Origin of the sequence: Clostridium hominis (genome assembly GCF_014287825.1) — a bacterium.
In the GTDB taxonomy this organism is placed as follows: domain Bacteria; phylum Bacillota; class Clostridia; order Clostridiales; family Clostridiaceae; genus Clostridium; species Clostridium hominis.
In genome coordinates this window covers 137869-160395 of sequence record NZ_JACOOO010000004.1, presented here as the reverse complement: position 1 = coordinate 160395, position 22527 = coordinate 137869, and the positions used below count along the sequence as shown (strand labels likewise).

Below are 22527 nucleotides of genomic sequence, written 5' to 3'. Positions count from 1 at the left end.
ATAATAATAGGATGAATTATTAAATTAAAATAGGAGAAAATTAATGGATTTTATTGCTATAGATTTTGAAACTGCTAATGAAAAAAGAAATAGTCCTTGCTCTATAGGGCTTGTTGTTATAAAAGAAGGGAAAATAGTTGAAAAGATACATTATCTTATTAAACCTAAAGAAATGAGATTTATGCCTATAAATATAGGTATTCATGGAATAAGACCAGCGATGGTAGAAAATGAACCAGAATTTGATGTGATTTGGAATGAAATAAAACATCATTTTAATGATAGTTTGATTGTGGCTCATAATGCTGCATTTGATATTTCTGTATTAAGGAATACACTAGAACTTTATAATATTGATATACCAAATCTAAATTATATCTGTACTATGAAGCTTTCAAGGAATTTCTATAAGCAATTAGATAACGCTAAGTTAAATACAGTAAATAAATTTTTAGGGTATGAATTTAATCACCATGATGCTTTAGCTGATGCTATAGCTTGTGGTAATATATTGCTTAATATATCAAAGGAGTTGGGAGTAAAAGAAGTAAGTGAAATATCTAGGTTAACAGGTGTTACTTTAGGTTCACTATATAAAGAAGGTTATATTCCATCATCAACAAAGGGTAGGGGATTAAGAACCTCAGGAAAGATATTTTCAAGAGAAATAAGAAGTGAAAATTATAATTTTGAGGCTTTTAAGAATGAAGTAGTTGTATTTACTGGTGGATTAAGTACTATGAGGAGAGAAGAAGCAAGTAGATTAGTGAGAAGATTAGGGGGAAGTGTTGGAAGTTCAGTAACAAGGAAAACAACTATTTTAATAACTAATACTAAAGATATATGGGATTTAAAGAGAGACGAGATGAGCACAAAGCTTAGAAAGGCTATAGACCTAAAAAATAAAGGACAACTAATAAGGATTTTAAATGAGGAAGAATTTTTGTTAAGGTGTCAATAATCGCATTAATTTCTAGGAAGCTATTTGAATTCGGTATTATAATGAAGTATAATTTACAATAGTTTATTTTGTAGAAAAATGTTGAAGTAGTGATATTTTATTTAATGCAGATAGGTGATAGCAAATGAAGAACGTATTTAAGATGCTAGCTGAGAATAGTATTTTACCAATGTGGATAAAAGATTTAGATTATAAGTTTATATTTGTAAATAAAAGTTATGCTGATTTACAGCATAGAATCCCAGAAGAAATAATTGGGTTAAAGAATGAGGATTTATATGATAAAGATCTTAGCAATAAGTTTAATGAATATTGTGATGAAGTAGTAGAAAAGAAAGCAGTAAATATCAAAGAGGTATATACAGAAGCAGGATATAGGCAGTGTGTAATAATTCCCCTTTTGGATAATAATGGAGAGTTGGTAGCTTTAGCAGGTATAATATCTGTTACAAGTGATATAAGTAGAATTAAAGAAAAAGAATATGAAATAGAGCTACAGAAAGTTTTAACTAATAAAATAATAGATATTTTACCAGGAGTTATATTTTATAAAGATTTAAATAGTAAATATGTTTATGCAAATAAAGCGTGTAGAGATTTTTATTCCCAAAGAGGCATACCAGATATAATTGGTAAGAGTGAATTGGATATATGCCAAAACAAAGAGCAAGGTAAAAAGTTTATGGAAGATGATAAACATATAATAGAAAATAAAACTCCAATTCATAATGAAATAGTATATAAGGATAAAGATGGAGAATTTACATATAGAGAAGTTATTAAAATACCGCTTTTAGATAAGTATGGTAATGTAAAGGGGGTAGTAGGTAGGTCTTTGGATATTACTGAAAGAAAGAAGTACCAAGATAAGCTAGAGTACTTAAGTTATACTGATATACTTACAGGTGCTAAAAATAGAACATATTTTGAAGAAGTAGAAAAGAGGTATTCTGAAGAAGGAAAGCTTCCATTAGGAGTAATAATGGGAGATGCCAATGGCTTAAAGTTAGTAAATGATACTTTTGGTCATAGACAAGGTGATAAGCTATTAATAGATATAACTGAAGTTCTTAAGAATGTAAGTAAAAATGTGGGAGAAGTATTTAGAATTGGTGGAGATGAATTTGTTATATTAGTTCCAGAGGCATCTTTAAAACAATGTGAGGAATTAATATTAGAAATTGAAGAGAAATGTAACCAATATAAAAATGATTTATTTAATATAAGTATATCATTAGGAGCAGCAGTGAAATATGATGCTAAAAAAGATATATATGAGGTTATAAAAGAGGCTGAAGATAAGGTATATAGAAACAAACTATTACAAAAGAGTAGTATAAAAGGTTCTATTCTTACATCACTTAAAATAGGACTTGGGGTTAATAGTGGTGAGACTGAGCAACATAATGAGAGAGTAGTAATTAGGGCTATTAAAGTCGGGGAAAAACTAGGATTAAGTATGTCTGAACTAGATGAGTTAAAGATTGCCTCGGGCTTACATGATATAGGAAAGATTGGTATTAGTGATGATATACTTTCAAAGTCAACTTCACTAACAGATGAGGAATATGAAATAATTAAAACTCATACAGAAAAAGGTTATAGAATTATAAAGGCATCAAGCGAATTGAAGAGTGTAGCTAAAAGTGTTTTATATCATCATGAAAGATGGGATGGGAATGGATATCCTATGGGATTAAAAGGTGAAGAAATTCCTTTGTTGGCTAGAATTATAAGTGTATGTGATACTTTTGATGTAATGATAAGTGGAAGAGTTTATAAAAGTGCTATGAGTAAGAAGTCTGCTTTAGAAGAATTAAAAAGATGTGCAGGAACACAATTTGATCCTAAAGTAGTAGATATATTTATTGATTTATATAAGTAATTTATATTAGATATAAAGGCTATGTAGTTGATTTCTACATAGCCTTTATTATGTATTAAGGAGGAAGTAATAATATTTATTAGATAGCAAAGATACCATTAAGTTAAGATAAGTAGAAAATGATAGAAATTTGTCAAAGATAAAGATGAAATTCTATCATATCTATTTTAAAAGTTAAATAAAATGTTTACAGAGGGATAAGGGTAAAATAAAAGGGAAAATTATAGTTAAAAATATAACCCAAAACTTGACTTGCTATAAAATGGTAAATATAATTAAATAGAAATATAAGTGAATTTCAGTAAAGATAAAATGTATTTTAGGGGGAGAAAAAATGAAAGCAAGAAAAATTATGAGTTTATGCTTAGCTGCAGCTGTAATTATAGGTATGGTTGGTTGCGGAAGTACAGAAAAGGATTCTGCTCAAGGAGGAAATGACACTCAAACTGAGGCACCAGCTGATAAAGAAAAAGCACCAGCTGAGAAAGTGACTTTAAAAATTGGTCAAGCTAACTTTGCTGCACATGGTACAAAAGCTTTTGCTGTTGTAACTTCTGTAGTTAAAGATGGGGAGATAGTTTTAGCATATATCGATGAATTCCAATATATGGATTCCGCTACTACAACAGGTGTTCCAAACAGTGAAGGAATGGCTGAAAATATAGTTGAAGGTAAGGTATTAGGATCTAAGAGAGATAATAATGAAACATATTCAAAGAATATGGCAGAAAAGTCAGGGGCAACTGTAGAAATCGCTACAAACTTTGATGCTGTAGAAGACTTTGTAAAAGGTAAGAAAATTTCTGAATTAGAAGAATTAGTAGGAAAGACTCCAGAAGAAGCTGTAGATGCTGTAACAGGAGCTACTTTAGTTGATACTCAAGGATATATTAAAGCTGTTTTAGAAGCTGCTAAAAAAGCCGAAGCAACTACAGGTGTAGAGTTCTCTGGAAATGTTGAAGATTTAACTTTAGCACAAAACTATGCGGCTGCTCATGGAACAAAGAGCTTTGCTATAACTTCTACTTTAGTTAATAAAGATGAAGTAGTTTTAGCTTACATTGATGAGTTACAATATATGGCTGCTGATACTACAACAGGAGTAGCAAACAGTGATGCTGATTTAGCTGCAAACTATGTTGAAGGTAAAATGTTAGGGTCAAAACGTGACAATGCTGAATCATATTCAAAGAATATGACTGAAAAGGCCGGTTCAACTGTTGCAATAGATGCAAACTTTGATGCAATTCAAGAATTTGTTCAAGGAAAGAAAATCTCTGAATTAGAAGAGCTAACTGGAAAGACTGCAGAAGAAGTTATAGATGCTGTAAGCGGATGTACTTTAGCTGATACAACAGGATATGTTACTGCTGTAATTGAAGCTGCAAAAGCTGCTAAATAATATAGAATAAATGTAAAGAGTAATCTCTGAGTTGTATAAAACGGCAAAGAGATTACTCTTTTTAGCTAAAGAATAGAATTATTTTCTGAATATACAATTTTACCATCAAAGAAAGTCATTAAAATTTTTACTTTATCAAAATCAATAGGATCTGTATCAAGGAGGTTTTTATCTAGCACTATTAAATCTGCATTTTTATTTACCTCTAAGCTACCTATTTCTTCATCCATAAAGTTTGCATAAGCTGAATTCTTTGTAAAGATTCTAATCATATCCATGATAGATACTTTTTTATTTTGATTTGATAAATATCTTATATTATCAATTGGATGTATTTTATCAAAGATAAGTTCATCTTCATTGAAAAAGTTTCTTGTTACACTTTCTTGAATTTCTATAAGAGGATTTACTAAAGGTGAAATAGGATAATCAGAAGATCCTGATATTATTACTTTTTCCTCTAATAATGAATTTAAAGGGTATTCATAACTAGAGATATCTTCAAGAGTTTTATGCTCAGTGATAGGAGAATTTATATTATAAAATGGTTGCAATGAAATAATTATTTTACAATGTTTAATACGTTTAATATCGCTAGGATTAATAACTTGCAAGCATGTCAAAATATCTCTACAATTACATTGATTATAGCGAGATAAACTTTCAAGAATATCTAGTAGAAAGTTTGTGGCACCATTACCTATTGAATGAAAGTAGATTTGAAATCCATGATTATTTAACTCGTTAATTGCAAATTTTAAATTATCGATATTATTTTCCCATAAGTTGCAACCATAAGTATCTTTTGAGTTTACTATATTATTATAGTTATCTATTAAATTTTGTTTTCTATATGGGCTACGTAAATAAGCTGTTCGAGTATTTACAACTCCATCTATAAAAATTTTTCCTCCAACTACTTTGAAATAAGGACTGAGCGAAGCAGTTTCATTTTTTTTGTTTAATAGATTTAAAATTTGTTCTTGTACAGTTATATGCTGTCCGTTTTTTGTTATATGAGGATGAATACTTTCTGAGTAAGCTATTCTTAATTGTAATTTGTTATCATGAATTAGTTTTTTATAAATATGAAGTGGTATAGAGCAAAAAAAACAATCTGTATATATTGAAGCTATACTTGTAATTCCATAAGAGTGCATTTTAGATTGAAATTTTAAAAAGTTATTAATATATTGCTCATCTGTATATTTAGGAGGCTCAATAAATAATAAGGCATCCTCCTTTAAAGTACCCCAGAGAATATTATTATTCTTAATTACATTTTTACAAGGAGTATCTTCATCTATAAATTTAGTATGGATAGTTATATTGAATGCTTCAAAAGATTTTGAGTTTAGCCACGCGGTATGATTATCGTAAGAAAATAGTACAATAGGCTTATCTATATTTAAGTTATCTAATCTTTCCTTTTTGGGGCCATTTATACTTTCAAGCTCTGTGAAGGCATAAGGATGCCAGCCATAACCATATATTATTTTTACGTCTGGGTTATTAATTGAAAACTGTAGAGTTTCATTTAAATATTCATCTATCATCTCTTTACTACCTTTATTAGGATTATAAACTTTACTTAAATTTACACCTAAGGATTCTATAAAACTACTTCCTAGTGGATACATATGGCAATATGAAAAGGATGGTAAAACCATTTTCCCTTTAAGATTAATTACTTTAGTTTTAGGACCGATATAATTTCGGGCATTAATGTTGTTACCTATAAAAATTATCTTATTTTTCTTAATAGCGATGCTACTATATATATGATTATATTTATCTAATGTATATATTTTTCCAAACAATAAAACATAATCAGATTCAGTAGAATTATTTTCTATCATTTTAATATCCCCTCTTTTGTATTTTAATTAGATATAAATAGAGTTTTCATTAATATATAATATGTATAAATCTAACTTTGTTGTATAAGTAAATATACGAAGTTATAATTGATTTATTGAGGTGCTTTAGATATGAATAAAAATAAACAAAATTACTTTACTACTGGTGAGTTTGCAAAGCTTGTAGGGGTTACGAAGCATACATTGTTTCATTATGATAAAATAGGAATATTTTCGCCGGAAATAAAAGAAGATAATGATTATAGATATTATTCAGTCTTTCAGATTGAAGTATTTTATGTAATATCTGCTTTAAAAGAATTAGATATGCCTTTAAAAGATATAAAAGCATATTTAGATAAGAGAAGTCCTAAGGAACTTATTTCTCTTCTTGAAGAGGAGAATAAAATAATAGATGAAAAAATTAATATGTTGATTAGAATGAAAAAGGTAATAGAAGGAAAGCTTTCTATAACAAAAGAGGTATTTAACATAGATACAGATAAGATTTCTATTGAAAGATGTGAAGAAGAATTATTAGTATTAACAGAGTGTAGCAATGTGACAAATGAAAGGAGCCTTGCAAAAGCAATAGCTAATCATGTTAAATATTGCGATGAAAATGAAATATATAGTCCGCATAGTATGGGAGAAATGATAAATTCAGATAATATAAAAAAAGGAAAATATGATAATTATGATTATTTTTATACTAGAGTTTATGAAGAAAATGAAAATATAAAGCTATATAAAAAAGAAGCAGGATTATATTTAATTGCTTATCATAATGGAGGTTTTTATACTATAGATAAATGTTATGAAAGAATAATAAAATTCGGTCAAGACAATAACTTAAAGTTTGAGGGGTATTTTTATGAAGATGTTCTTTTAGATGAATTATCTGTTGCTGGTTATGATGGATATTTAATAAAAATATCAATAAGTGTGAAATTATAATATTCATACTTGAGTAGTATGAAGGAGTATTTTATATATTAGAGTAAAAAATAGATTGACTATAGTGTTACGCTATACCTTATTATCTTTTTTGGAGGAGTGATTGTATGGATTTGACTTTAGGAAAAGAGGACATAGGAAAATTATTTGTTAAATATTCAATTCCTTCAGTAATTGCGATGATAGTATTTTCGCTTTATGTAGTGGTAGATGGGATATTTGTAGGAAATGTAGTTGGGGCGGCTGGACTTTCAGCAGTTAATTTAGCTATGCCTTTCTTTGGCATTGCAATGGCCCTTGGAACTATGGTTGCAATTGGGGGAGGAACTATAACAAGTATAGATTTAGGAAGAGGAGATAAAGAAGAAGCAAGAAGAAGCTTTAGTTTAGCTTTTTATATACTTACGACAATAACTTTATTGTTATCTGTATTTACTTTATTATTTACACCTACTATTGCTAAGATTTTAGGATCTAGCAAAGAACTTATGCCATTAGTAGTGGAGTATTTAAGAGCTCTGTGCTTATTTTTAGCAACATTTGTAGGAAGTTCTTATTTAAGTGCAAATTTAAGGGTAATGGGGAAACCAAATCATGCTATGGTTGCGGACATAATTGGAGCTGCCCTTAATATAGTATTGGATTATATATTTGTAGTTAAATTCGGATGGGGATTAGCAGGAGCTGGAGTTGCATCAGGACTTGCTTTTACAATAGGATTTTTATTTGCATTAGTTCAATATTTGAAAAAAGATTCCATACTTAAGTTTGTTAAAACTAACTTTGATGCAAAAAAGGTAATAAAGATATTTTATAATGGTTCATCAGAAGGTATAACTCAGTTTGCGGTAGCATTTTCGACTTATATTTTTAATATAGTACTTATGATAAAAATAGGAGAGATGGGAGTTTCAGCATTTTCAATAATACTTTATATAGCATCATTAGTAACAGCAGTTTTCGCAGGAATATGTAATGGGATAAGTCCTATAATAAGCTTTAATCATGGAGCTAAAAATAAAGAGCGTATACAAAAGTTAATGAAGATTGCAATAATAACTATTTCTGTAATAGGCGTATTAAGTACAATACTTATGATGTTTGGTGGAGAAATTCTTATTTCAATGTTTACAGAAGGCGATGAAGCTTTAGTTAGCTTAACTGTAGAAGCAACTAGAATTTATGCTATAGCCTTTATAGTAAATGGGTTAAATATATTAGCATCAGCATATTTTACGGCTATAGAAGATGCAAAGACTTCTGCTATCATATCAGCTTTAAGAGGAGTTATTTTAATAATAGTATTTATAATACTACTGCCTATGATTTTTGAAGAAACTGGTATATGGCTAACAGTACCATTTAGTGAGGCAGTTACAGTGGTTGTAGCATTTAATTATATGAGAAAATCAAGTGATAAATTATCATTATCCTATGGAAAAGGTAATAAGGAAGTTATATAGAATATAAAGCTAACAAGAAATTGTTAGCTTTTTTCTGTTACTAAGAATAGTAAAGTACTAAAAATATTAAGAATGAATTAAGTAGTAGAAAGAAGAAATTACTTTATTATTCGAGCTAATAAATATATATAAGTATTGACTTGGAGTTAACTCTAAGTTTTATAATTAAAATTGTAGAATTAGACATTAAGATATTGTTTAAATGAGGATATAAATAAGAGCTTAATAAAATATGAGTAAAAACTTAAGCAAATAAAAACAATAAGTTTAAGTGAGATTAAAGGGAGGAAGGAAAATGGATAATTTTAGATTTAATGCTCCAACAGAAATGTTATTTGGAAAAGGTCAAATATCTAATCTACCAGAGGTTTTAAGTAAATATGGTAAGAATGTGTTACTTGCTTATGGTGGAGGAAGTATAAAGAAAAATGGCATATATGGTAAGATACAAGAATTACTGAAGGATTATAATATAGTAGAGTTAAATGGAATAGAACCAAATCCAAGAATAGAAACTGTAAGACGAGGAGTAGAGCTTTGTAGAGAGAATGATATAGAGGTTATTTTAGCTGTAGGAGGAGGTAGCACTATAGATTGTTCAAAGGTCGTAGCTGCTGGATATTATTATGAGGGAGATACTTGGGATATAGTTATTGACTCATCAAAGATAACCAATGCATTACCTATAGTAACAGTTCTAACATTAGCAGCTACTGGTTCAGAAATGAATAGTGGAGCTGTTATTTCAAAAATGGATACTAATGAAAAGCTAGGAACAAGAGCAAATTGCATGTCTCCTAAAACTTCAATATTAGATCCAGAATACCTTTATACATTACCTGCTATTCAAACAGCAGCAGGTACAGCAGATATTATGTCTCATGTATTTGAAAATTACTTTAAGAAGGATAAAGATGCTTTTGTTCAAGATAAGATAGCAGAAGGATTACTCCAAACTTGTATAAAATATTGCCCAATAGCATTAAAAGACCCAGCAAATTACGAAGCTAGAGCAAATTTAATGTGGGCTAGTTCTATGGCTTTAAATGGACTTACTGGAAGTGGTAAGGTTGGAGCTTGGAGTTGTCATCCAATGGAGCATGAATTAAGTGCACATTATGATATAACTCACGGTGTAGGCCTTGCAATATTAACACCAAGTTGGATGAGATATATATTAAAAGATGAAACAGTTGATAAATTTGTAGATTATGCAATGAATGTATGGAATTTACCTTATAATGAAGATAAATTTGCCCTTGCCAATGAAGCAATAGATGCAACTGAAAATTTCTTTAAGGAATGTGGTATTCCAATGACTTTAAGAGAAGTAGGAATTGATGATTCTAAATTTAAAGAAATGGCAGAAGCAGCAGTTAACCATGGAAATTTACAATATGCTTATGTTTCTTTAAACAAAGAAGATGTATATAAGATTTTTAGTATGTGCTTATAGTAATTAAAAAAAGACGCAAGTTATGTAAACTTGCGTCTTTTATTTGGAATAAAGATAAACAAAATAAATTTTATTTCATATTATATTAGGATAAGGATTTTTTTGGCGGTGAATAGATGGAGGAGGATTATAAGAAAGAGAAACCTAAGATAGTGATTGTAGGGGCGGGACTTGCTGGGCTAACTTGTGCTTATAGGTTATCTAAAGCAGGAATAAAGTGTAAGGTTTTTGAAGCTTCTGAAAGAGTTGGAGGAAGGTGTTTTAGCATAAGAGATTATTTTTTAGATAATCAAATTGCTGAGCATGGGGGAGAACTAATAGATTCAAGTCATAAAGAAATTAAAGAATTAACTAAGGAAATGGGTCTGAAGTTAGAGAACATTGGAGAGATAGCTAAGAAGGAAAATGATCCTTTTTATTTTTTTAATGGGCAAGGCTATTCTTACGAAGAGGCAAATAAAGATTGGGTAAGTATATATGAAAAAGTTAAAAGGGACTATAAAGAGGCAGGTTACCCAACACTTTATAATAAATATACTAAAAGAGGATATGAGCTAGATCATATATCAGTTAGAGATTGGATTAACGAAACTGTACCAGAAGGTATTAATTCTAACTTTGGAAGATTGTTAGATGTAGCATATACAACTGAATATGGAGAAGAAACTAATAAGCAAAGTGCTCTTAATATAGTTTATGCTCTTGGTTCTGGAGAAAAAGAGGTTTTCAACATATTTGGAGAAGCTGATAAAATGTACAGAATTAAAGGTGGAAATGATGGATTAACATGGAGATTGTATAGATCTCTTCCTAAAGGGACAGTAAAGTTTAAAACTCAGCTTTTATCTATATCTAAGGTTAAATATGATAAGTATAAATTAGTATTCCAAAGCTCTTGCAAAGTAGCAAGTGTACTTGCAGATATAGTAGTTTTAGCAATCCCTTTTAGTATTATTAATCTTAGTGTTAATTATGATAAGGCTAATTTTAGCAAACTAAAAAAAATAGCAATAGATGAGCTCGCTATGGGAAATAACTCAAAACTAAATGTTCAGTTTACGAATAGGTATTGGAAAAAAGTTAATAATAATGGCGTCACTTATAATAATATTGGCTATCAATGTTCATGGGATGGAAGTCGTGGACAATTAGGTTCTAAAGGGATATTAGTAAATTGTACAGGGGGAAAGGTTGGGGCTTCGTATAATAATGAAGAGTATATAAGGCAATATGTAGAAACATTTATTAATAGATTAGATAGAGTTATACCAAGACGTAATTCTAAATGGAATGGAAAAGCAACATTAGATTACTGGACTGGTAACCCATGGACATTAGGTTCATATCCATATTATAAGGTTGGTCAGTATACTAAATTCGCAGGTATTGAAGGACAAAGTGAAGGAAATTGTTTTTTCGCAGGCGACCAAACATCTATAGATTTTCAAGGGTGTATGAATGGTGCAGTTGAAAGTGGGGAGAGAGTATGTAAAGAGATATTAGAAAAGATAAAATAAAATAAATTAATATATAATATATTAAAGAAAAAGCATGATTAAATATACAAATGTATAATTAAAGATGCTTTTCTTTTTTTATTGCTATTTATTTTAAGATTTTTTTTGGAAGAAAATATGCCCCTATCATAAATAAGATACCAACTACTAATAATCCAAGATATCCTGTATTAAAAACTGAAGGATATTTATCAGAAATATTAAATAAAGTTATTTTTCCATAATTTAAGGTGTTAAATAAGCCCATATCCTTAAAGCTACCATAAAGCATTGAGAATGCAAATGCGCCAAATAATCCACCTATAACTGCACTTATCGCTTTTTTAAATCCGAATATTCCACCAACGGAGCCTACACAGGTACCGGGGCATGTTCCTGCTCCCCCAAATCCAATTCCAAATATAAGACCTCCAATGATTACTCCAAGGTTCATAGTTTTAATACTTAAATGAGACATATCAAATATTCCTAATAAAGCACTTATTGATAATAGAACACTTGAAAAACCTATTGCAAAAAGAATGATTTTGGCTAATGATAAATCCTCTAATCTAAGCATTTTTGATATGTGGCTAAAACCTGTTGCCCCTACATAATATAAAGCAAAACCAAAAAATCCACCTAATAATATCGCAAGTAAAATCTTTATATCCATAGTATATTAAGCCCTCCTATCCTTAAATTTCTTAACTATAATAGCTGTGGGGATTGCAGTCGCAAAAACTGCTCCGGCAAATACATATCCGCTTACACTACCTTGCATCATTCCGCTCATCATATGACCACTAGTGCAACCATCAGCCATTCTAGCACCAAATAATAATATAAAACCTCCTACAAAAGGTATTACATAGGTACTTAATATAGGCTTATTTTTGCCTATTTCACAATTTTCAACTTCTTCATCAATTTTTCTATTTGCTGTTTTTTTTCTAAGTAATGCATAGCCTAACAAACTTCCAACTGGTATTGATAAAACAAATACATTACTATAATTTAAAGGTTTCTTTATTTCTTCTGCTAATTTACCTTCATTTTTATCATAATAAGCATTTGTACTGCTGTAACCAGATTCCCTTGATGGATCTGCAACTATAACATTTTTATCTATTGAACTATGAATAATTCCAGATAGAACTGAGAATTGAGTTGATACACCGATAGGTTTAACTAAAAAGATTGCTATAAAAAATGAAAAGCCTAATATTAAAGCACCTTTCATCCAAGTATTTTTTTTCATGATGATTTCCTCCTACTTATTTATTTTAAGTACAAATAAAATTATATATGTAATTGTGATTGAGTTTTGTGATTATATCACACAATATGAATATTATTAGCGATATAAAGTTGGATTATTATAACAAAGGTTGCTTGAAAGAAAGACTTTAGGATACAATATTAATATATTGGAAATTAAATAAAGGTAATGGAGAATTTTATGAGAAGAAGTAAAGAACTATTATTAATAAGATACATTGCTATTTTTATTCTTGTATTTCAGTTATTTGTAATAGGTCAAAATAAGAGTGTATTAAGTGTAGTATCTATATTATTGTTAATTATAAATAATCATTTAAGAATGTTTTATTTTAAAAAAGATTGGACATACATCCTATCTTTAATATTGGAAATTATAGCAATACCATTAATTCAAATTAATTTTGGTGGGAGTATAATATTTTATCTAATAGGAGTATCTATAGATATATTTACATTAAAAAATAAAAACCTTAAATATATTTTTGCTGGATTTATTTTAGGAATTAGTACTTCTAAGAGTTTTAGCTCTGGTATTGAGGAAAGCTTTATTTATTTTGTTTTAATGAGTATTTTCTTTATGTTGCTTAATTATATATCTAAGCTTTATATAACCAAGAAAGAGGCTCAGAAGCTTTATGATAAGCTTAAGGTTTCAGAAGAAAAGCTCATCTATGCTAATAATGAATTAGAAGGATATTTACATTCTATTGAAGAAGTTACTTTATTAAAGGAAAGAAATAGAATATCAAGAGAGATTCATGATAGTGTAGGACATGCTTTGTCTACTGCTATGATTCAACTATCAGCTATGGAAGCTATTGCTGCTAAAGAAGGTAGTTCGATAAGACCTATGGCAAATAATTTAAGAAATTTTATAAATGAGAGTTTTCAAGATGTAAAAAAAGCTGTCAGGGAGCTTAAACCAGATGAATACGATAATTATCAAGGTCTTTTAAGAATTCAAGAAGTATGTAAGAACTTTGAGAAAATGTCTGGAATAGAAGTTAAAAGTATAATATCTAAAGGTGAGTGGAGCTTATCTTCTAAACAAATAAATCATATTTATAGAATAACACAAGAAGTTTTATCTAACTCCTTAAGACATGGTAAAGCAACTTTGATTAAGGTTATTATGAATTTTACCGATGATGAATTTGTAATATCCTTTAATGATAATGGTATAGGAACAGATGAAATTAAGGAGATAGGGGTAGGACTTAAGAGCATAAGAGAAAGAACTGAAGAGATTAATGGAATAGTTGATATGAAATCAAGTAAAGGAAAGGGATTCTTTATTAAGGTCATAGTACCTAAAGAGGTGGAGGTATAATATGGAGAAGATTAAGCTGCTAATTGTAGATGATGAGATGTTAATAAGAGAAGGCTTAAAGATAATGCTATCTCTATTTGAAGATATAGAAGTTGTAGGATTAGCGGAAAATGGGTATAAGGCTTTAGAAGTATGTAAAAGCAGCAATGTAGATGTAGTTCTTATGGATATAAGAATGAAGGATTGCGATGGAGTTATGGGGACAAGACTTATTAAAGAACAATTTACAAAAATTAAGGTAATTATACTTACAACCTTTAAGGATAAAGAGTATATTCAAGAAGCTATGAAATATGGAGCTTTTGGATACATGTTAAAAGATAGCGCTCATGATGTAATATATGAAGGAATAAAGACAGCATATAAAGGTAATATGGTAGTTCATCCAGATGTAGCAACTGAAATGATGGGAAGTAATGCTACAGTTAAAGCTGATTTAGAAAAGTATGGCTTACTTCAAAAAGAAATTAAAATAATAGAGGGGATAGCAAAAGGTCTTTCTAATAAAGAAATTTCAGAAGACATGTTTCTTTCAGAAGGAACTATAAAGAATAACATTACTAATATACTTTCTAAGTTAGAGCTTAGAGATAGAACGCAAATTGCAATTTTTGCATTTAAAAATGGAATAGTAACTTAAATTATTTAAATTCTAATTAGCCTACTAGGATTATCTTATATAATATTTAAAAATTCTAGGAGGTTATTTTTATTATATAGAAAATATTAGGTGATTTAAAAAGTAACCTAAAAAAGCTTTAACACATATTATGTATTACACTAAATTATACATATATAAAGCAAAAAAATAAAATTAAGGGGGAATGCGTATGATGAACACTATGATGATATGTGGACTAGTTTTGCTCATCTCTATAACTGCTAGTAAGGTTTTATATAAATTTGGAGTGCCTATATTATTAGTTTTCATAGTATTAGGTATGCTTTTTGGGTCTGATGGTATTGTAGGAATATATTTTGCAAATTATAGTTTAACAAATGAGCTGTGTTCTATAGCTTTAGTACTTATAATGTTTTATGGAGGTTTCGGAACAAATTGGAAGGTTGCTAAACCATCTTTAAAACCTGCTCTTTTGATGTCTACTGTAGGAGTAATAATAACAACATTACTTACAGGGATATTTGTTTCACTTATTTTAAAGGTTAGTATATTGGAGGGGCTTCTTACTGGCGCAGTAGTAGCGTCTACAGATGCAGCATCAGTTTTTGCTATATTAAGGTCACAAAAGTTGAATCTAAAAGGTTCTTTAGCATCATTATTAGAAGTAGAAAGTGGAAGTAATGACCCTACAGCATATATGCTTACTATAGCAATTTTAACTTTAATGAGTAGTGGATCAGCAAGTGGATTAATTGTTATAATACTTAAGCAAGTAATATTTGGAATTTTAGTTGGTGCTATACTAGCTAAGATTTCAGTTTATATACTTAGGAATGTTGATTTTGAAATAAAGGGATTTGATACAATCTTTTTAACAGCTATAGCTATATTTGCATATGCATTAAGTGAATGGCTAGGGGGAAATGGTTATTTAAGTGTTTATTTAGCAGGAGTAATAATTGGTAATAGCAAGATTCCACATAAAAAGAATTTGTTTTATTACTTTGATGGAGTATCTTGGATAATGCAAATAGCATTATTTTTCCTATTAGGACTTTTATCATTTCCATCAAAATTTAATACTGTAATAGGAATTTCTATGACCATATCAATGTTCTTGGTATTTATTGCAAGGCCAGTAGCTACATTTTTAATATTAAAGCCTTTTGGATATTCAAGAAATGAAAAACTATTTGTTTCATGGGTAGGATTAAGAGGAGCTGCATCATTAGTTTTTGCTATATATGCTATGACTTACGGTGTAAAAATAGAAAATGATATATTTCATATAATATTTTTCGTTGCATTATTTTCAGTAGCAATTCAAGGGACACTAATACCTATATTAGCAAAAAAACTTGATTTAGTAGATAATAGCACTACTGTTTTTAAGACATTTAATGATTATACAGGAGAGATGAGTAGTAAGCTAATAGAGTTAACTATATATAAAGATAGCGATTGGGTTAATAAAAGCATTATGGATGCTGATATACCTAATGAAATACTTATAGTAATGATTAAAAGGAAAGATGAAATTATAATTCCAAAGGGAGCTAGTATTATAGAAGAAGGAGATATACTAGTTTTAAGTGGAGAAGGTATAGAAAATTTAGAATCCGTATAAATTTAAAAAGTTAATAGTGACTTAAGTCATTTATCTAGTGACTTTAAGGTGTGGTGAGCCTCCTAGGATTATCTTATTATATTAATATAGTATATAAGAATAATTATAGGAGGCTATTTTATGGCAATTATTGAAGTTAAGAATGTAACAAAAAGGTTTAATGATAAATTAGTACTGGATAATGTTAGTTATGAAGTTGAGCAAGGGGAGATTTTTGGGTTTATTGGACCTAATGGGGCTGGGAAATCCACTTTAATTAATATAATGACAAGCCTTTTAACTCCTGATAGTGGAACAATTAAAATTTGTGGCTATGATATTTTAAAGGAGCCAATTAAGGCTAAGGAATGTATAGGCTATGTCCCACAAGATTTAGCATTAATGGAAGAAATGAATGCTTATGATAACTTAGAGTTCTTTGGAGCTTTATATGGATTAAAAGGTAAGGTTTTAAAGGAAAGGATAAGTGAAGCTCTTAAAGTTACTGGATTGGAAGATAGTAGAAAGCAAAAGGTAAAGAAATTTTCAGGTGGTATGAAGAGAAGACTTAATTTAGCTGTTGCAATACTTCATCACCCAAAGGTATTAATTTTAGATGAGCCTACAGTAGGGGTTGATCCCCAATCAAGAAATCATATATTCTCTTTTGTAAAAAATATATGTAAAGAGTGGGGAACTACTGTAATTTATACATCTCACTACATGGAAGAAATAGAGGAGTTATGTAAGAGAGTATTTATTATTGATTTAGGAAAAGAAATATCTTATGGAGATAGGGAAGATATTAAAGCTTCTGTATTTCCTAATAATAAGGTTATTATAGAAGCTCAAGATATAACTGGTGAGACTATTATGGCTTTAAAAGATGATGAAGGAATAATTAAGATAGGAGATAAGGAGAATAGTATTTCTCTTACAATAAACTCTAAATTTAAGCTTGCAAATACGCTTTCTTTATTAGAAAAAAATGAAGTTAATATAAAGAAAATAAGTTATGAAGAACCTAAGCTTGAAGATGTATTTTTATCATTAACAGGAAAAACTTTAAGAGATTAGGGGGAAGGAACATGAAACTTTTATATTATATAAAAACTACTCTTAAAAGTATGGTATCAAGTGGAGCTATAACTTTAGTGTATTTTATAGGCTTTCCAATAATATTAGCAGGATTTATGGGCTTTGTACAAAATACAGTTCATGACGCCCCTTTAAAGCTTAAATCACTAAACATTCAGATAGTTGATGAAGATAATTCTGAAATGTCAAATAATTTAGTAGAACTTTTAAAAAGCGATGATATGAAGGATATAGTTCAAGTAGTTGATAGTAAGCCGGAAGCAGAAATAATAATACCAGAAGGCTATGAGAAAGATCTTTTATCATTAAATAAGGGAAAAGTTATAATAAACAAAAAAGAAGAAGGGTATACTGCCATTACAAATACGATAAAGATAATTTTAGATAAATACCATCAAAGTCTTTATGTATCATTATCAGGGGGAAGCCCTGAAGAGTTAAATAAAATTACAGGAATGTCAATTATAGAAGAGGAAATAGTTGATATACCTAAGACTGCTAATACTTTTGAAACAACAGTAGCATCTATGCTTGGATTTGTAATCTCAATGCTTATATTCTCAAATATTCAAAGTGGGTATACTGATATAAGTATGAATTTAGATAAGAGAGTTAATTCTACACCATTAACAAAATTACAGTATCTTTTATATGAATCTGCCGCACTATTAGTTTATACTTTTATAATAATTGCAGGATATGTAATGTTTTTTAGAATTGCAGGATTAGGCTTTGAAGGTAATATTATAAGCCTTATTATATTAGTATTAACAGCTTCTATTTTAGTAGTTGGAACAGTTAAGTTAATAGCAACACTTTTTGGTGCTAAGTATGGACGAATTTTAGGCGGGTTAGTATTTATTTTACCTATAATAGGAGGAGAGATATTTATGGGGAAAGGAAATACTGTAGCTTTACTTACACCAACACATTATTTAAATAATGCTTTTACACTTTATAATTTGAATGGGAATTTAGAAGGAGCAGGAAAATGGATACTAATAGTACTAGCAGTTTCAGTGGTCTCATTCTTAATAGCAATGATAAAAGAGAGTTTAGTTAGTAGGAGGAAATTATGGGCTTAATAAGATTAACGTTAATTAATATAAAAAGACATTTAAAAAATCCTTTTATGCTGATAGTAACATTACTACTACCTATTGGAATGATTGTATTTTTAAGTAATGGTGGTGGAAGCGAAGGAATAGGCACAATTGGTATTATAGATAATAGTATGTCACAATATTCTACTGAAATTATTGATAAATTGAATGAGAAATACAGTGTTCAAATAGTAAATGGAACTATTGAAGATAATATGAATTTACTAAGAGAAAACAAAGTTGGAGTAATTTATTCTATAGATAGTAGCTTTAAAGAGCTTCTAGATAAAGGCGAAGCCCCAAAGGTTAAAGCTTATAAAAGCCAAGTTACTACAGGTTCTATAATGGCTGAAGATATAATAACAACTTATATTAATGATAAATTGCAAGAGGATATTAGTACAGTACTAAGTACTAATTCTATAGTTACTACAATACAAACATCAGATGTAGTAGATAAAGGTGATTATACAATGACTATTATAATGATATGCTATCTAATGATGATAGGTGGGTCTATTATTACAGAGGATATAATGAAGCTTAAAGCTCAAAAGGTATTGAGAAGAACTATAGCAACAGCTAATTCAGATATTGAAATCTTAGGTAGCTTATTTTTATCAACATTTATAATTCAAGGAGTATTAAGTAGTCTAGCATTTGTAATATTACAAGCTATCTTAAAAATGCCAAATTGTAATATTGCACAAGGAATACTAATAATATTCTTAGGAAGTATGTTTACGACTGCAGTGATAGTGGCATCAACAAGATGGATTAAAAATCAAAGCTTAGCAAGTTTATTCATAGTATTATTTGGACTTATGTCTTATGGAATAGCTATGTTTAGTGGAGAACTTAATTCTTTTGAAAATATCCCAGAAATAATAAATAAAATAAGTGTGATTTCACCATTTACTTGGTTGCTAAGAATAATTAACACTGGAGAGGTTTTAGTACCAGTAATTATAATACTTTTAATGTCAGCAGTATTCTTTACAGCAGGAAGTTTCAGGTTAAGAGATTTTGTAAAGGAATAATGGAATCAGCAGACCTGAGGTGAAAAGACAACCGTGGTGTGGGGAAAAGATTTGCTGTGCAAATGTCCAAGAGTGCTTAAAGCAAGTGAAGGGTCATGGTTTGACTGTGTTAAAGGTGATTGATTCTAAGTGCAGGGAGTAAAGTTGTGGTTTCAAGAGGGATAATAAATTTATGTAGGAGGTTATGATATGAAGAAATTTAATGTATATTTAAAATATGGATTGTTAATTAATTGCATTTTTTTATTGATAAATGGAAGTGGTATTTTTCCAGAATTTACAAAAGGTATATGTGCAGGGTTAGGACTTACTTTAATTTTTATGGGAATGTATTTTGAAAATCATAATAGGCTTCCATTAAGTGAATATAAAAGAAAAATATTTAATAGAATTATATGTAAATAATAAATTTAGAGGAGTAATTGTTATGGGTAATTTTATAAACGCTGCTTTTCCTTGGGTTGCATTTGGTATTTTTATTGCTACTTACCTTACTTATATTGATTCTAAGAAAAGTAAGAATAAGGTTAAGTAGGCGGGGGAATTATGGAGAAGCTAAAGTTAAGCAGAAATTTGTGGATACTGGCAGGGATTTGTTTCTTAATAGCTTTCACATTTAGTATAGGTGATAATAAATCATTATCACTACTATTATTACAAGGAGTTACAGCTATACTTTGTTTTGTTAATGCATTCCTTAATCATATTAATATTAATAAGAATAATAAGAGTTAGGGCATATAAAATTGATATACTTGAAAAATAAAAATAGCGGTAAGTATACTTAGAATTGAATACTTATCGCTATTTTTATATGGTATTTATTATAATGAATTTAAAGGAATTACTATTATAAACTCGCTTCCCTCATGAAGTTTACTTTTAACATGTAGGTTTCCACCGTGTGCTTCGATTATAGATTTTGATATAGTTAAGCCAACTCCTACGCCACCAGTTTTTCTAGCTCTAGATGAATCAACTCTATAGAACCTCTTAAAAATATTTTTTAAATGATGAGATTCCATGCCTATTCCATTATCTTTAATAGATATATATGCATTTTTATCATCATTTAGTAAGCTTATTTCTATTGCTCCACCAGGTTCAGTATATTTAATACTATTAGAGAGTAGATTTATAATACATTGACTAATCTTATCTTTATCAATGTTTGCAATAACTGATGTAAGGTGTTTCGTTATTTGAATATTTTTATCAAGAGCTTGCTTTTCGAAGTTGATGACTAAACTTTTAATAATTTCTTGTATATCTACTTCTTCTTTTTCTAAAATAAGTGAATCACTATCATAGTAAGATAGCTCTTCTAGGGATTTAACCAATCTAGTTAATCTAAGAATTTCACTTTGAATACTAATCAATCTTTCTTCCGTAGGTTCCCATACTTTATCAATTAAAGATTCTATCTGGAGCCCTATAGTAGTTAAGGGAGTTCTAAGCTCATGAGAAATATCTCTTGTTAACATTTTTCTCATCTCTTCATCTTTTTGTAAGCTATTAGAAAGTTCATTTATGGAACATATCATTTCATTTAGTTCTTTAATATTATTGTTACATTTAAGCTTCTTATTATAATTTCCTTTTGAAATTTCTTTAGTTGAAGATGCCATGTCTAAAATAGGCTTACTTATATTAGAGGATAGTAGTATTCCAATAACAATTGATAATATTATTGCTAATACAGAGACTATTATTAAAGTAGTATTCAATGCTTTAAAAAACATAATATCTGAATTATTATAGTATATCGGACCGGAATAACCTATTGATATAGTACCTATATCAACAAGACCTTTATTAATCTTATAAGACTCTTCAACGTATTCATCTTTATTGTTAGGATTTATTTTCCCCATATTTGAATTCATTTCATCTAACATCATCTGACACATAGAGCCATAGTTTTTATGTGCATCCCATATAACTTTTCCATCTGTATCAGAAACTTTTATTATTAAACCATTATCAAGAGCTGATAATCCAATCTTATCTAGATTTTTCAGATTCCATCTACCATAATTATAAGTAGAAGATACATCTTCTATAATGGAGGCCTTTCTTTCTTCGATTGTACCTTTGATATATTGATTAAAGTTATTTTTTATTAATATATTTGAGATTATATTTGTAAGTAAGATTATAGCTAATGAAAAAAGAGCAAATAATAATATTACTTTATTTTTTAACTTAATCATCTTTATTACCACCAAACTTATAGCCTACACCGTAGATAGTTAAAATATATTTAGGTGATTTACTATCATCTTCAATTTTAGAGCGTAAATTTTTTATATGGGAATCAATTATTCTATCAAAAACATCTACATCCTCCCCCATAACTCTATCTATAAGCTCATTTCTAGTAAAAACTCTTTTTATATTCTCAGAAAGTGTTAATAAAATATTATACTCAGAACGAGTTAGTGTAATTAACTTATTATTTTTTTTAACTTCATGACTTTCTAAGTTTATAATTAAGTCACCATTATTAAAGGATAGTATAGGACTAGAAGAAAGATCTTTTACTCTTCTAAGGACGGCAGAAACCCTTGCTATAAGCTGTTTTACACTAAAAGGTTTAACAACATAGTCATCAGCACCTAAGTTAAATCCATTTAGTATATCATCCTCATTAATTTTAGCTGTTAACATTATTATAGGTACATCTTTTTCATTTTTTATTATTTTACAAACTTCTTCACCACTTATGTCTGGTAACATCAAGTCTAAAATAATCAAATTTATATTTTCATTATTAAATATACTAATGGCCTCTTTTCCGTCATATGCTGTGAAAACATTGTATCCAGCGTTTTTTAAATAAGCTTCTATTACATCCACAATAGTTTCTTCATCATCTACTACTAAAATATTTATATTGTTATTCATAAGTATTACTCCTTAAGTGAGATTCAAATTACATATAAATTATTCTTTATTTTTATGT

At 28.9% G+C, this 22527-nt stretch carries 20 protein-coding genes; 15 read left to right on the top strand and 5 right to left on the bottom strand.

Going from position 1 to position 22527, the window contains the following annotated elements; translation table 11 throughout:
* Positions 1–43 precede the first annotated feature (43 nt).
* The 3 genes from H8S20_RS02605 (at position 44) to H8S20_RS02595 (ending at position 4248) form a co-directional block, all read left to right on the top strand.
* Positions 44–961 carry an exonuclease domain-containing protein gene (locus tag H8S20_RS02605; protein ID WP_032119746.1) on the top strand — a complete coding sequence of 306 codons (918 nt, stop codon included), beginning with the start codon at positions 44–46 and terminating at the stop codon, positions 959–961.
* A gap of 124 nt (positions 962–1085) precedes the next feature.
* Positions 1086–2846 carry a sensor domain-containing diguanylate cyclase/phosphohydrolase gene (locus H8S20_RS02600; RefSeq protein WP_032119745.1) on the top strand — a complete coding sequence of 587 codons (1761 nt, stop codon included), beginning with the start codon at positions 1086–1088 and terminating at the stop codon, positions 2844–2846.
* Positions 2847–3180: 334 nt separating this feature from the next.
* Positions 3181–4248, top strand: coding sequence for an FMN-binding protein (locus H8S20_RS02595; RefSeq protein WP_186859224.1), 1068 nt, complete (start codon positions 3181–3183; stop codon positions 4246–4248).
* A gap of 65 nt (positions 4249–4313) precedes the next feature.
* Here the strand turns inward: H8S20_RS02595 and H8S20_RS02590 are convergent, their stop codons facing one another.
* On the bottom strand, positions 4314–6107 hold the full coding sequence (locus H8S20_RS02590; RefSeq protein ID WP_032119744.1) for an amidohydrolase: 1794 nt from the start codon (positions 6105–6107) through the stop codon (positions 4314–4316).
* 132 nt (positions 6108–6239) lie between these two features.
* Here H8S20_RS02590 and H8S20_RS02585 point away from each other — a divergent pair, with 132 nt between their 5' ends.
* The 4 genes from H8S20_RS02585 to H8S20_RS02570 all read left to right on the top strand — a co-directional run bounded on the left by H8S20_RS02585 (position 6240) and on the right by H8S20_RS02570 (position 11500).
* Positions 6240–7064, top strand: a complete 825-nt coding sequence (locus tag H8S20_RS02585) for a MerR family transcriptional regulator (RefSeq protein ID WP_032119743.1) — start codon at positions 6240–6242, stop codon at positions 7062–7064.
* A 107-nt stretch (positions 7065–7171) separates the two neighbouring features.
* Entirely contained in the window at positions 7172–8527 is a 1356-nt protein-coding gene (locus tag H8S20_RS02580) for an MATE family efflux transporter (protein ID WP_032119742.1), read from the top strand.
* Positions 8528–8822: 295 nt separating this feature from the next.
* On the top strand, positions 8823–9983 hold the full coding sequence (locus tag H8S20_RS02575; protein WP_032119741.1) for an iron-containing alcohol dehydrogenase: 1161 nt from the start codon (positions 8823–8825) through the stop codon (positions 9981–9983).
* A gap of 116 nt (positions 9984–10099) precedes the next feature.
* A complete protein-coding gene (locus H8S20_RS02570) occupies positions 10100–11500 on the top strand; it encodes a flavin monoamine oxidase family protein (protein WP_051986962.1) in 1401 nt (466 codons plus the stop codon).
* 88 nt (positions 11501–11588) lie between these two features.
* On the opposite strand, the gene H8S20_RS02565 is transcribed toward H8S20_RS02570, so the two are convergent.
* A complete protein-coding gene (locus H8S20_RS02565) occupies positions 11589–12155 on the bottom strand; it encodes a YeeE/YedE thiosulfate transporter family protein (protein WP_186859223.1) in 567 nt (188 codons plus the stop codon).
* A 6-nt stretch (positions 12156–12161) separates the two neighbouring features.
* Complete coding sequence (locus H8S20_RS02560; protein WP_032119740.1) at positions 12162–12740, bottom strand: YeeE/YedE thiosulfate transporter family protein; 579 nt, start codon at positions 12738–12740, stop codon at positions 12162–12164.
* Between the two features lie 201 nt (positions 12741–12941).
* On the opposite strand from H8S20_RS02560, the gene H8S20_RS02555 reads away from it, so the two are divergent.
* From H8S20_RS02555 to H8S20_RS02520, 8 genes are all read left to right on the top strand, one after another.
* Positions 12942–14093 (top strand): sensor histidine kinase, encoded by a 1152-nt coding sequence (locus tag H8S20_RS02555; RefSeq protein ID WP_032119739.1) that lies wholly within the window; start codon positions 12942–12944, stop codon positions 14091–14093.
* Between the two features lies 1 nt (position 14094).
* Positions 14095–14733: a response regulator transcription factor gene (locus H8S20_RS02550; RefSeq protein ID WP_032119738.1), complete on the top strand. Its 639-nt coding sequence runs from the start codon at positions 14095–14097 to the stop codon at positions 14731–14733.
* A gap of 190 nt (positions 14734–14923) precedes the next feature.
* A complete protein-coding gene (locus H8S20_RS02545; RefSeq protein ID WP_032119737.1) occupies positions 14924–16342 on the top strand; it encodes a potassium/proton antiporter in 1419 nt (472 codons plus the stop codon).
* A gap of 120 nt (positions 16343–16462) precedes the next feature.
* Complete coding sequence (locus H8S20_RS02540; protein WP_032119736.1) at positions 16463–17398, top strand: ABC transporter ATP-binding protein; 936 nt, start codon at positions 16463–16465, stop codon at positions 17396–17398.
* Between the two features lie 11 nt (positions 17399–17409).
* The gene (locus H8S20_RS02535) at positions 17410–18504 is read left to right on the top strand and encodes an ABC transporter permease (RefSeq protein ID WP_032119735.1); all 1095 of its coding nucleotides are present in this window, start codon (positions 17410–17412) and stop codon (positions 18502–18504) included.
* Entirely contained in the window at positions 18495–19562 is a 1068-nt protein-coding gene (locus H8S20_RS02530; protein ID WP_032119734.1) for an ABC transporter permease, read from the top strand. The genes H8S20_RS02535 and H8S20_RS02530 overlap by 10 nt, the downstream gene beginning before the upstream one ends.
* Before the next feature lie 189 nt (positions 19563–19751).
* On the top strand, positions 19752–19967 hold the full coding sequence (locus tag H8S20_RS02525) for a hypothetical protein (RefSeq protein WP_032119733.1): 216 nt from the start codon (positions 19752–19754) through the stop codon (positions 19965–19967).
* 141 nt (positions 19968–20108) lie between these two features.
* Positions 20109–20297, top strand: a complete 189-nt coding sequence (locus H8S20_RS02520) for a hypothetical protein (protein WP_032119732.1) — start codon at positions 20109–20111, stop codon at positions 20295–20297.
* An 89-nt stretch (positions 20298–20386) separates the two neighbouring features.
* On the opposite strand, the gene H8S20_RS02515 is transcribed toward H8S20_RS02520, so the two are convergent.
* Both H8S20_RS02515 and H8S20_RS02510 read right to left on the bottom strand, forming a co-directional pair.
* Positions 20387–21775, bottom strand: coding sequence for a sensor histidine kinase (locus H8S20_RS02515; protein WP_032119731.1), 1389 nt, complete (start codon positions 21773–21775; stop codon positions 20387–20389).
* The gene (locus H8S20_RS02510; protein ID WP_032119730.1) at positions 21768–22469 is read right to left on the bottom strand and encodes a response regulator transcription factor; all 702 of its coding nucleotides are present in this window, start codon (positions 22467–22469) and stop codon (positions 21768–21770) included. The genes H8S20_RS02515 and H8S20_RS02510 overlap by 8 nt, the downstream gene beginning before the upstream one ends.
* Between the last annotated feature and the right edge of the window lie 58 nt (positions 22470–22527).